The following is an 11,624-nucleotide window of genomic DNA, read 5'->3' as shown; positions in this document are numbered from 1 at the left end:
CCAGAACATCGTCAGGGATGATGGGTTTCTTGCGTCGGGCCATGATGCTGCTCCTTCTTTCGCATCAAACGCCCAAACACGAAATTTAGGATAGGCCCATACCTGCAGAACAATAAGGAACTGTTTGAAGCAGTCGTCTTATGAAATACCCTGTGAATCTACCAAAATTTTTTGGTGAAGCTTTTTTCAAAAAGCTTCGGAAAACGTCGCCTTTTTGAAAAAAGGCGACATCCAGAAACTTTTATCCCATTTTTATCAATGAGTTGTTGTTAAACAGCCCCAAGCAAAAGGGACACCGCGTCCCGCGCGTAACCTACAGCCCGCACCACCCCAGAATCATGCACATCACCAGTCCCACCACACCAATCAGGGTCTCGATCACGGACCATGTGCGCAATGTCTGCGGAACCGTAAGGCCCAGCGCATCGCGCACCTGCCAGAAACCCGAATCATTCATCGGGCCGAACATGACGGCCCCCGCCCCCGTCGCCAGCACCAGCAGCTCGGGGGACACACCCTGACCATGCGCCATGATCGGGGCGACAATTCCGGCGGTCGTACTCATGGCGACGGTGGCGGACCCCACCGCCACGCGCATGCCTGCCGCCAGTCCCCATGCCAGGATCAGCAACGGCACATGCATGTCCACCGCAGCGCCTGCAATCGCATCGGAAATGCCGCTGTCCATCAGTTCCGCGCCAAAGCCACCGCCCGCACCAATCATCAGCAGCAGGCTGGCCAGCGGGCCAAGACATTCATTGGAATAGGCCAGGATTTTTTCACGCGTCAGTCCCCGCCGCAGCCCCAGCGTCCAGAACGACAGCAGCGCCGCCAGCGCCAGCCCCACATTGGGGTCCCCCACAAACCGCAGGACCACGGCCCAGCTACCTGTGGATGGTCCCATGAACCGCGTGGCCGATCCCGCCAGCATCAGCACCATGGGCGCCAGAATGGTGAACAGTGTAATGCCAAATCCCGGCAGATCCGCCTGCGCGCGGGGGGCATCATGCCCGTGGGCATGTGCCGCATCTGCTCCCGCATCGGCTGACAGGCGGGGCACGATGAAGCGGGTATAGACAGGACCGGACACGATCGCGACGGGCACGCTGACCACAGCACCCATCCAGATCAGGCGACCAATATCGGCATGATAGGCCGCCAGCGCGAACATGGTGCCCGGATGGGGCGGCATATATCCCTGCACCACGGACAGGGCGGCGGTAACCGGCAGCGCCACATGCAGGATGGGCCGCCCGGTCTGCCGCGCGATGGAAAATGCCAGCGGGACCAGAATGACGAAGCCCACGGTAAAGAAAACCGACAGCCCCACCAGCAGGCCGATCACCATCATGGCCCAGTCCAGCCGTCGCGGTCCCGCCAGCGCCACCACCGTCATGGCGATCCGGTCCGCGCCGCCCGACACTTCCAGCATCTTGCCCAGCATGGTCCCTAGCGCAATGACCGAGGCAATCTGCCCCAGCACCTGCCCCGAACCACTTTCAAACGAGGCCACGACCCGCGCCGCCGGCATACCCGCGGCAAAGCCCAGCAGCATGGACGCGATCAGCAGCGCAAGAAACGGGTTGAGCTTGACCCGTTCAATCAGGAAAACGACAACGCATATGGCCACAACAGCCAGTAACAGGGCCATTCCGACCGACATTGATGCCTATCCCCCAATTCCATGTCCCGGCACGTGGCCTATCGTGGCATCAGCCAGCCACGACGGACATGATGTTTATTACAGCAGGACCGGACAGGACGACCTGATACAGGTCAGTCAGGGACTCTATTATAATAAGTCTTTGATATAAAATCATAAAAATTTCGAATCACCGCTTTTCCCTGAAAACAAGCCGCACCGGAAATTTCCTTATGATTTCTGGTCTGGGACAAGCCTGCTGTCAGGGGCCACTCTCACGGCACGGCGTGCCGGCAGGCTCCATCATCACGCCTTCCGCCTGTCGCAGCACGTGCGACAGGACGTCCATCATGTCGCGGGCCCTGTCGGCGGGAACGTCCTGCAGCACCCGTGCCTCCATGGCCGCGCAGATCCGGTGCAGGGTCGCGCATTTGCGCCTGCCGCGCGGGGTCAGCACAAGGCTCTTGGCGCGCCGGTCTTCCTGATCGGGGTGGCGCTCGACCAGCCCTTCTTCCTCCAGCAGGTCCAGCACGCGCACCAGCGCCGAACTGTCGGTATTCATGGCATGGGCCAGCGTGCGCTGGCTGACACGGTCGGGCAGCATCATGAGATACGCCAGCGGGCGCATCATCGCCATGCTCATGCCTTCGGGGCGCAGTGCACGGTCCAGACCCAGCCGCCACGTATTGGCCAGCCGCATGGTCAGGAACGTCATCCGCATGTCCTGAAAGCCCGCGCCCTCTATATCAGGTAATGGTGAACGGTCAGCCATGCGCATCCCCTGCTGGTGTCAGACCCCGCCGAAGTCTTCTGCCTGCCCGATAGCATGCCCGCATGGGCTGATCATGACCCATTTATGCGATGGCTGCCCGGCGGCACCGATATGCAGCACAGATATAATTGACATGGCATTAATTGTCATACAATAAATCGGGTTCCCTGCCCTTTATCTTCCTGCGGCATGCGGTATCAGGATGCCCCACACGCCGCAGCCGGGAGTCGGCACCCAATCATGTTGTCCAGCCTTACGCGCCATTTTTCCGACGATGCCCAGTGGGCTACGCTCCGCACTACGGCGGCGTTCAGCGCGCGCGCACTGCTGTCGGTTGCCATCGCGCTGTTTCTGGCATTCAGCTTCCAGCTCCAGTCCCCCATGAGTTCGGTCACGACTGTCATGATCGTGGCCAACCCGACGGTGGGCGCGCTGGTTTCCAAAAGCGTATGGCGTGTGATCGGGACCATTATCGGCGCTTCCATCAGCGTGGGGCTGATGGCGGTGTTCGTGCAGTCCCCGGTCCTGTACTTCATGGGGCTTTCGGTCACGGTGGGGCTGGCGTGCATGGCGGCCACCTTCCTGCGGCTGTTCCGTGCCTATGCCGCCGTGCTGACGGGCTATACCATTGTCATCATCTCGGCCCCTGCATTCGGGGATCCTGATGGCATCTTCCTCAGCGCCATGTCACGATTGTCCGCCGTGGTGGTGGGAATCGTGACGACGGCGGCCGTGTTCATGGTCACATCGCCGCGCCGGTCGGACACGCTGTTCGTGCAGATCCATGCCCTGTTCCGTGATACGGTCAGCTATATCCTAGCGTTCCACCAGGGTTACACCAACGTGCCGGCACAGAACCCGGACGCCGGGCCGGGCAGCACGTTCCGTTCCCTGCCCACCAATTTTCACGACAGCCGGGCGGCCATGCTGGCACGGATCGGGCGCCTGTCCGACGCGGTGGAATACGCGGCCACCGACAATTACGACATCAGTGTGCGCGAACGTGAAATCCGCGCGGGACTGGCGCGCCTGTCGGGCATCGTGGCGTCCTACCATCCCCACACCATCACCGCATCCGACACTGAACAGGACCGCACGGTGCATGGTGAAATCGTATCCATGCTGCAGTTCCTAATGGACCGGACGGCGGACAGGACACTGGAAGCCAGCTGGATGGAAGGGTGCGCGCGCATCCGCCACACCCGCGACCTCATGATCGCGCAGGCGCGTGAGACGCATTCCCCGCAATCGCTGCTGTTCCTTGATGACATACAGGACCTGCTGGGCCAGATCGAAACCGCGTTGCAGGATCTTTCGCGCCGGGGCAGCGCCGGGCGCAGGCTGCGGCTGCAACCCTATCTGGAATGGCCAACGGCGCTGCGCAACGGCGCGCGCGGTATGCTGATCACCATGTCTGCGTGCCTGATCTGGTACGTCCTGCACTGGACGGCGGCGCCGACCATGATGCTGTACGTGGTGGCGGCAGCCAGCCTGCTGTCCACCCTTCCCTCCGCATCGCGTGCCGCGGGGCTTATGGCTACGGGCACGGCACTGGGGGTTCCGGCGGGGCTGTTATGCCATACCTACCTGCTGCCGCAGATCGACGGCTACCCGCTGCTGTGGCTGTCGCTGTGCATCATGCTGCTGCCGGGGATCTGGTTGCAGTTCCACCCGAAATTCGGGGTTGGCGGGTTTGGTTATGGCGTGTTCTCGACCGTGATGCTGCAGGTCAACAACCCGATCCATTACTATAATGACGTCAGCCTGCTGAACGGGTGGATGGCGCTGCTTATGGGCTGCATCATGCTGGTGCTGTCGTTTCGGGTCATCCTGCCGCCCAACCATCGGCTGGACGCCGCACGCCTTGTCACGTCGCTGACACGCAGCCTGCGCAGACTGGCGCTGTCGGGCCGCAGGCAGGGCAAGGAATGGCTGGTGTGGGAAAACCTGCAACTGCAGAAAGTACTGCGCCTGGCGATGCGGCTGTCCTTCTTCGCCCGGCCCGCCATGATCCATGAATATATAGATGCAGCCCTTGCCACCCTGTCGCTGGGCCGGCTGGTGGAGCGTATCCGCCTGCTAGCCACAAGCCCCGACATAACCGGGGCGCAGCAGGTGGCCATTTACGATGCGCTGGATACGTTTTCCGAACTGGCGCACAACCCGCTGCTGACGGCGGCGGGACTGCGGCGGGCGGCTGATGCGCTATGCCCGCCCGACGCGATCACCCTCCGCCCCCCGGCACAGGTCGAGGCCATGGCGTGCCTGGAGCAGGCGGCGCGGATCATCCAGGATATTCCCGGCTTCCTTGACCAGCGTGGCCCACTGCAATGGGCGGAAGATTATCCTGCCGCCCACCGTCCGCCGCTTGCGGCCGTCAGGACGGAAGCCGGCTGAGCACCGAGAACGACACCGCGTCCATGACCGTCGTGTCCACTTCGTCACCCGGCTTCAGGGTCTTCAGGAATTCCTGCATCGGCTTCTGGCGCACCAGCACGACGCGGGTAATGTCATCGGGATCGACAAACACGACCTGATTGCGGGACGTATCGACGCCCGTCACCTTCACGCGTTCACGCTTGAAGGACACCATCATGCCATGCGGGTGCGGGCCGGTGCGGGTGCCTGCCGCACTTTCGGTTGATTCGGGCATCGGCGCGCCCGGCGGAGCGATGACGGCGTCGATGGTACGCACGATACGCAGGCCGATCTTGTCGCCGGCATGCAGGGTCGGCAGCTTGGCGCGCAGGTCGGGATCCACGCGCACGGTATCCAGGTTGCCCGCCTTGTCACGCAGCAGCACCATGCCCGCTTCGTGGTCCACGCTTTCGACGGTTGCAGTCGCCGTCTGGTTGCCCACGATAACCGGGGCAGCCTGCGCCATGGCGGAATGTGACACCCCACACAGGCTGGTGGCACCTGCCGTAATGGTAATGGCCAGTGCCGCCGCAATGCGACGGGGTGCAAACAGCTTCACGTTCATATGTGTTGTTCTTTCCTCAGTTTCTTATCGGGTGTGAATCCCTGCCGGCAGGCCTGCGCCCGGACCGGCGTCCCGTATTCCATAACGTGGAAATGCAGTCATGTATCCAAAGATGTACGGCGTCAGGCATAGTCCGGCACCCCGGGCATGACCACAAAACCCGGCAGCCCGCGCATGCGATGCGCCCAGCGCCGCAGCGCGGGACAGGTGTCGCGTTCCACTTCGAGGTCTGCCGACAGCGCAAACACCACGAATGGCAGCACATCGGCAATGCTGGCGGCGGGGGCGGCGAACCACTCATGGCCCGCCATTGCCCGCGCACTCATGTGGTCTTCCATCCGGCGCAGGGCGGCCACCAGCGCCCCCATGGGCGGCAGGACCGGCAGCGTGGTGCCAAAGGCCAGATCCCGCGCCGCCGCCAGTGCATCAAGCGCCATCGTCCCGAAATCGAGCCAGTCCAGGATCGCCCATTCATGCGCCGGGTCCAGCCATGCCCGCGCAACCGCTGGCTGGCGGGCGGCAAACTGCATGATGGTGCCCGGACGGGTCATACGCACATCACCCGCCACCAGAAGAACTGGCGGCCGTTCGCCCGGCCGCAGCCCCACGGGGCGCTGGAACGTGGGCAGATCCATATCCGCCGCCTGCGTATCATACGCAACACCCATGAGCGACAGGCCAAGGCGCACCGCGTAACAGCGCACATCCGGCGTCCAGTCATACAGGGTCAGTCCAGAGGTCATGCCGTCGCTCCCGCCGCCAGTTCCGCCATGACGGGGGCCGTCTGCGCCCCGCCTTCCACCGCATCACGCAGCCGTTCGGCCCAGTGCGACAGCGTCAGGGCAGACGGCCCGTCCGCCGCCCGCACCACATGCAGCATGGCCTGTCCCGCGACCGGTTCATGCACCGCAAGACCGACCGGTCCATGCCACGCCATACCTCCGTCGGGCGCAAGGCCAACCGCATGGCGCACCTGCCCTACCGGCGCATGCACATGCACGGTGCGCACCGGCTGCGCGTGCTCCGGCCAGTCCGCCTGCTGGTGGGGAAAGTCCTCCGCCCCTTCCATGCTGACCCATGCCAGACCCGCATGTTCGCGCACGGTATAGGTCCGCACATGGATCGAAGCGGGCACGCGCACCCGTGGGTGGGCGGGGATCAGCCTGCACCGCGCGGCACCACCGAACTGCCAGCCATGGTACAGGCAGCCCAGTGCGTCATCACGCACGAAGCCAAAGCTCAGCCGCATGCCGCGATGGGGGCAGCGGTCCTCCCACGCATGCAGGGTTGCAGCCTGCGCGTCCTCGCGCCACAGCACGACTTCATGACCCCCTATCCGCACGCCCGCGACCTCGCCACGGCGTATGTTGGACAGGACACTGACCGGCTGCCATCTTTCCATACGTTCCCCGCTCCCTTTCCAGCCCGTCCGGATGACCGCACACTGTCACCGCATGGGCTGACAGCGTATCTTCCTTTGCACGCCACTATGGCGCACCATTATGCTGAGCGCTAACATTACGCCACCGTCACGGCAATCGCACCCCATGCGATGGCATACTGCAAACAGGAACCGGGCAATGACACAGATCACCGCCGTCGATGAAACCATCCTGTCCGACTGGTATGTGATCAGTCCCCTGTCACAGCTGCGCACCACCCCGACCGATACCATGCTGCTCGATCGCCACATCACCTTCGGTCAGGATGCGCAGGGCAATCCCTTCGCCTGCGACGTGGCGGACAGGCGTACCCTGCCCGTACGCGCCCGCCACGGCTGCCTGTGGACCTGTCCCGGCACGCCCGCAGGCGACATTCCCGCCATTGACGAAGCACTGGAACCCGACCGCAGGCTGGTGGATTGCGGGGTGTTCACGGTGCGGACATCGGCCCCGCGCATTGTCGAGAACTTTCTCGACATGGCGCATTTTCCCTTCGTCCACACCAACATCCTGGGTGCCGAGCCACATACCGAAGTCGCGCGCTACACCATTGAACTGCGTGAAGGCGGCAACGAGGTCTGGGCCACGGACTGCCATTTCTTCCAGCCACAGGCCGCCCTGTCCGCCACCGACGGGATCAATACCGAATACCTGTACCGGGTGGCGGGGCCATTCGTGACGCTGCTGTACAAGACCTGTCCCGCGCAGCCCGAACGCTTTGACGTCATTGCCCTGTTCGTGCAGCCCATGACGCAGGAATGTTCGCGCGCGCACCCGGTCATGTTCCTGCTTGATGATGACGCGCCGCAGGCTGACCTGGTCGAATTCCAGCAGACCATCTTCCTGCAGGACCGCATCATACTGGAAAACCAGCGCCCCCGCAGGCTGCCCCTTTCAGCGGGGGCGGAAATCCCCACCATGGCGGACCGCATGTCGGTCGCCTACCGCCGGTGGCTGCGTGACCGCGGGATGACATATGGCACGACGGCCTGACCGAACACCTGCGCCTGACGCATTACCCCCTTCCGCCGCGTGGGGCTGCCCGCGCTTAAGACATGGTGTAAGCGTCACGCATCACCAGACAGAGACAAGTCAGGAAAACCACCGATGACCGACCAGACCCCGCCCGATGCCTTTGAACAGGGCAAGGCCGCCGCCACCAGGGGCGAACCGCTGATCGAAAACCCCTTTGACGAAACCCTGCCCGCCTATGAACAGTGGAACAAAGGGTGGTGGAGCGTGCGTGAAAACGACGGCGATTTCGACCCGTTCGCGGAAAAATAAACCCTGGGGTTACGATGCCGTGATGTCATTGAAACGTGAGTGTGCCCCCCATTGTATCGGGACAGGGTCGCGTGGAATGAATGGCGCTGACGGTCTGTCATAACCGAAAACGGCAACTGTCCTCAGGGAAAGGCGGCATCAGGAACGGTGTCGCCTTTCTTTCGTTCAGGAACGGCGCGGAAAATATCGGACAGACATGAGAAAGTTTCTGGTGACGCTTCGTAGTGACACCCAGAAACTTTTATTCTGTTTTATCAACCGGTTGCTTCCGGAGGTCAGGAACGGGCCGACATGCTGCCCGGCGCGCTGGGCTGTGTCTGGGCAACCGGGCGTCCGACCACCCGCCCACATACCCGGAAGGCCACCAGCGCCCCGGCGGATGTCAGGAAAACCGGGATCCACATGTCATGGCCCAGATGCGTGAACTCGATCCCCAGTGCCACAGCCGTCAGCGGCATGGACATGAACGTTCCAAGGAAGGCGATCCCCCCCAGCAACGCGACACTTCCCTCATCCACTTCCGGCAGGACCATGTTCCAGGCCCCTGCCACAACGGTGGACAGCAACGCCCCCATGGTCAGGCTGGGTGTCAGCAGGCCACCCGCCGCCCCCGCGCGCAACGCGCCCATGATCACCACGACCTTGAGCACCAGCACAATGGCGGCCAGTTCCATACCCAGCCGCGCCGACAGCGCCAGCTGCATCGGCCCGCGCCCGTTGCCCGGCAGTTGCGGGTAAAAGCATGTCAGCACCCCCAGCACGGGAAACACCACCAGACACCAGCCAATGCGTGACGGCCCCTTTGCCGCCCGGTTCTGCACGATGCCCATCAGCCGCTTGGCCATATGCGCGCCAACGCCAATAACCGGACCGGCACAGATCGCCCACAGCACCACGGGGGCGGTCACCGCCATCGGCCCGATTTCATACTGGTGCACATTACCCAGCACCGCCCACGGCACGAATGCCCCGATAGCTGACGCCGCCGCCGCGCACAGCACGGTGCGCTGCCCCACGCTGCCCAGCAGTACCTCCAGTATGAACAGCGCCCCACCCAGCGGCACGTTATACACCGCTGACAGGCCGGCCCCCGCGCCACAGGCGATGATGATGCGCCTGTCCTCTGCCGCCAGTCCCAGCAGGCGGCCCGTGCCGGTGGCCAGTACCGCCCCCAGTTCACGCGGCGCCACCTCACGCCCCAGCGGGGAGCCAAGGGCCACGGTCACGATCTGCAGCAGCAGGTGGACCACGGTGGACAGCGGCGGCATGGGCTTGCCCAGCCCCGTCTTGCCCACGGCCGCGGCAATGCTGACCAGCGGCCTGCCAAAACGGCCCAGCGCCCACCAGCCCACGCCAGCCACCACACCGGCAACCGACAGTGCCGCAATACGCCGCCAGTACGGTGCCGCGCTGACACCGAGCAGGAAATTATGCGGCCCCCCCGCCTGCCCGTAGCCATAGGCGACATGCTGGATCGCATGCAGAAGCAGCGACAGCACCGTCCCCCCGATCCCGGACAGGATACCCGTGCAGATGACCGCCATGGCCATGACCGGCCAGGGCGTGGAAGCGGCAGGCGGAACGGGGGAGGAAGCGGGTGCGGTCATGATTGCATGGGGTATGCCGGATCAGGGTCCGGACGCAAGACAGGTTTCAGAAGCGGAAGGACAGATTGGACATGTAATAGGTGCCACTGCTTCCCCCCGCATGGTTAAGCGCGGCAGAGGTCATGAAACGCGACAGGGTCTGCCCCCATGAAAGATGGGGCCCGATCTGCCATGTCAGCGTGGCCTGCGGGGCCATGCCGATGAATGACCCGTTGTAATGGTAAGCATATTGCAACGCGCCCGGCCGCGAGACCGGGGCCTGCGTGCTGTAGCGCCAGTACAGCGGGTAACGCGCCATGACACTGAGCGACCTGAAGAACGTCATGCGTACCTCCGGCCCGATATCGACCATGTTCGATTCGGATACGGTCAGGGATGCATCGACATAGGTCAGCTGCGGGTTGAAGGGCTGACTGTATGTCCCCACCGTATTGCGCCGCGCATCCCCGCCCGAAAACACATCCGCCTGCATGCCGACAAAGGTATGGAAACGGTCATGCGGGAGCCGGTAGCCCGCATTGCTGCTGAACGACCAGGCATTGATCGGACGCGACGGGCTGTCCGGTCCCGTGGCGCGAAAGGCACCGCCCTGCCATATGCCCCCCACCGAGAATTCGACCGGTCCCGCGATGCCATGCCACCGGCCACCGAAATTGTTGCGCGTGGCCATGCCCTGCTGCACCGCGAACGACGGCGCGGACACGCCACTGATCCCCCCGCCCGCCTTGGTGCCGAAATAGAACAGATCGAGGAACGAGTACCCCGCCTGCCCCAGAAAGGTGAAGTCAGGCGGCGCCCATGTGGTCTCCACGCCATACAGGCGGGTGCTGTAATCCTCCGTATCGTGGAACATGCCATGTGGCGAAATGTCGGTCCCCACGAAATCCCACGCATCGACCCGCACCCGCGACCACGCGGCATAGGCCCGGAACCCGTTCCACGCCAGCGGCACGGAGGAGGACATGCGATAGTACAGCACATAGGCCGGCATATCGAGAAAGGCCTGACGGCCGAACATGAACCCCGCCTTTGCCCCCGCCACATGGCCCTTCACCTCGATAAAGGCCTGCTGCGCATCAAGCTGCTTGCGATAGGTGCTGCCATACCCGTACGGACGCCAGCCACCCGCATCGGCATTGATCAGTTCGCCATACAGCCGCACATGCGTGCCCAGATGCAGGTCGGCCCCATACAGGTTGCGCACGGTAAAGCGCCCGGAATCGGCCACATGCGCAGCCCCCAGTACGGGGCGGTTCTCGAACCAGTTACGTGCGCGTGTCTCACCCGAAAAGCTGATCCACGCGCTCCCGCTGCGGGTCAGGGGAATGTATTTCAGCACATCGAAAGGGTCGTCACGCTTCGCCCGGTTGCGCAGGGTGCTCCAGTCCTCGGCCCAGCGCGCCACGCCATAGCGGCCGACCGGGCCGAACCCGGCCGCTTCCCCATTGTCACGGTTGAACACGCCCCAGTCGTACTGGTGACCCGACGGGTGGTGCACCGTGGCCGGCATGCGGATGGGCTGCCCCACGGGGTTGGCCTGCGGCAGATACTCGACCGGGGGCACGGGGGCGGCATGCACATGGATGTTTTCCGCCGTCCCCTGTCCCGGCTGCGGGACCGACGCACGGGCCGCATGGTCCTGCGCGCCCCATGCCAGGACACCGGATACCGGCAGGGCCAGGGCGGAAAAAGACCACTGCCCCCTGGACCGGACAGGCCGCGGTACCGCGCGGACGGGAAGATCAGACATGAAGTGGAAAAGCGCCTTTCGTTACGAAACCTTTCCAATACGGACATTTATCCGCAGCGCAAACAGAAAACCGGGAACACGACGCGCAGATAATGGCAACACGCGACCACTGCACAACCGTGCCTAAAGGCGCTAGCAAGTTCA

At 63.5% G+C, this 11,624-nt stretch carries 10 protein-coding genes; 3 read left to right on the top strand and 7 right to left on the bottom strand.

Annotated features, from left to right (window positions below):
* Positions 1-313 precede the first annotated feature (313 nt).
* Positions 314-1,663, bottom strand: coding sequence for a GntT/GntP/DsdX family permease (locus tag CFR80_RS09670; RefSeq protein ID WP_010515176.1), 1,350 nt, complete (start codon positions 1,661-1,663; stop codon positions 314-316).
* 241 nt (positions 1,664-1,904) lie between these two features.
* The gene (locus tag CFR80_RS09665) at positions 1,905-2,414 is read right to left on the bottom strand and encodes a MarR family winged helix-turn-helix transcriptional regulator (protein ID WP_232275774.1); all 510 of its coding nucleotides are present in this window, start codon (positions 2,412-2,414) and stop codon (positions 1,905-1,907) included.
* A gap of 240 nt (positions 2,415-2,654) precedes the next feature.
* Between CFR80_RS09665 and CFR80_RS09660 the strand changes: the two genes are divergently transcribed.
* Positions 2,655-4,811 carry an FUSC family protein gene (locus tag CFR80_RS09660; RefSeq protein ID WP_010515181.1) on the top strand — a complete coding sequence of 719 codons (2,157 nt, stop codon included), beginning with the start codon at positions 2,655-2,657 and terminating at the stop codon, positions 4,809-4,811.
* Here CFR80_RS09660 and CFR80_RS09655 read toward each other — a convergent pair.
* The 3 genes from CFR80_RS09655 to CFR80_RS09645 all read right to left on the bottom strand — a co-directional run bounded on the left by CFR80_RS09655 (position 4,792) and on the right by CFR80_RS09645 (position 6,799).
* Positions 4,792-5,397 (bottom strand): hypothetical protein, encoded by a 606-nt coding sequence (locus CFR80_RS09655; protein WP_010515182.1) that lies wholly within the window; start codon positions 5,395-5,397, stop codon positions 4,792-4,794. The genes CFR80_RS09660 and CFR80_RS09655 overlap by 20 nt on opposite strands.
* A 122-nt stretch (positions 5,398-5,519) precedes the next feature.
* The gene (locus CFR80_RS09650; protein WP_010515183.1) at positions 5,520-6,140 is read right to left on the bottom strand and encodes a glutathione S-transferase family protein; all 621 of its coding nucleotides are present in this window, start codon (positions 6,138-6,140) and stop codon (positions 5,520-5,522) included.
* Positions 6,137-6,799, bottom strand: a complete 663-nt coding sequence (locus CFR80_RS09645) for a Rieske 2Fe-2S domain-containing protein (RefSeq protein ID WP_110507287.1) — start codon at positions 6,797-6,799, stop codon at positions 6,137-6,139. The genes CFR80_RS09650 and CFR80_RS09645 overlap by 4 nt, the downstream gene beginning before the upstream one ends.
* 178 nt (positions 6,800-6,977) lie before the next feature.
* Here CFR80_RS09645 and CFR80_RS09640 point away from each other — a divergent pair, with 178 nt between their 5' ends.
* A complete protein-coding gene (locus tag CFR80_RS09640; RefSeq protein WP_010515185.1) occupies positions 6,978-7,832 on the top strand; it encodes an aromatic ring-hydroxylating oxygenase subunit alpha in 855 nt (284 codons plus the stop codon).
* Between the two features lie 114 nt (positions 7,833-7,946).
* Positions 7,947-8,123 carry a hypothetical protein gene (locus tag CFR80_RS19275; RefSeq protein ID WP_010515186.1) on the top strand — a complete coding sequence of 59 codons (177 nt, stop codon included), beginning with the start codon at positions 7,947-7,949 and terminating at the stop codon, positions 8,121-8,123.
* A gap of 275 nt (positions 8,124-8,398) precedes the next feature.
* Here CFR80_RS19275 and CFR80_RS09635 read toward each other — a convergent pair whose 3' ends face one another.
* Entirely contained in the window at positions 8,399-9,673 is a 1,275-nt protein-coding gene (locus tag CFR80_RS09635) for a chloride channel protein (RefSeq protein ID WP_042658915.1), read from the bottom strand.
* A gap of 103 nt (positions 9,674-9,776) precedes the next feature.
* Positions 9,777-11,480 carry an alginate export family protein gene (locus tag CFR80_RS09625; protein WP_010515188.1) on the bottom strand — a complete coding sequence of 568 codons (1,704 nt, stop codon included), beginning with the start codon at positions 11,478-11,480 and terminating at the stop codon, positions 9,777-9,779.
* Between the last annotated feature and the right edge of the window lie 144 nt (positions 11,481-11,624).

It is taken from the genome of Komagataeibacter oboediens, from assembly GCF_003207815.1.
Lineage (GTDB): Bacteria > Pseudomonadota > Alphaproteobacteria > Acetobacterales > Acetobacteraceae > Komagataeibacter > Komagataeibacter oboediens.
Note: the sequence above shows the minus strand (reverse complement) of the source record. Positions and strands in the feature narration are given on the sequence as shown.